The organism is Comamonas testosteroni (assembly GCF_000761245.1).
In the GTDB taxonomy this organism is placed as follows: domain Bacteria; phylum Pseudomonadota; class Gammaproteobacteria; order Burkholderiales; family Burkholderiaceae_C; genus Comamonas; species Comamonas testosteroni_C.
On sequence record NZ_AWOR01000127.1, the window covers coordinates 1 to 612 of the forward strand.

The 612-nt window shown below is 60.8% G+C and carries 1 protein-coding gene; it reads left to right on the forward strand.

What is annotated here, in order from left to right:
* Nucleotides 1-612: methyl-accepting chemotaxis protein (locus P353_RS27430; protein WP_034376719.1), on the forward strand; the 612-nt coding region annotated here is incomplete at both ends.

The following is a 612-nucleotide window of genomic DNA, read 5'->3' on the forward strand; positions in this document are numbered from 1 at the left end:
TCTGGTGCTCGGCGCCTGGCTGCTGGGTCAAAGCCAGATGCAGTTCCTGTCGATGGCGGCCTTCATGACGGTAGCGCTGATGGTGATGACGCTGTTGCTCGAGAGCCAGTTCGCCACGCCGCTGGAGCTGCTCAAGCGTCAGTCGCTGAATGTGGCAACCGGCAACAACCGGCAGACGCAATATCTGCAGCGCACGGATGAGATCGGCACCACGCTGCGCACGGTCAACCAGATCGGTCTCATGTTCCGCTGGCTGGTGGACGATGTGAACCAGCAGGCGCTCAATGTTCAGCAGGTCTGTAACGAGATCGAGCAGGGCAACAGCTATCTGCACGGTCAGACCGAGCAGCTGGCGGTGAATGTGGCCCAGACCTCAGCGTCCATGGAGCAGATCACGGCCCGGGTTCAATCCAGCGCCGATACGGCACAAAAAGCCGGTGTGCTGGCCAGCGAAGCCAGCGCGGCGGCCTTGCGCGGGGGACAGTCCATGGATCAGATCGTCTCCACCATGGAGTCGATTACGGCCAACTCCCGCCGCATTGCCGACATCGTCGGAGTGATTGACAGCATTGCCTTTCAAACCAATTTGCTGGCGCTGAATGCAGCCGTGGA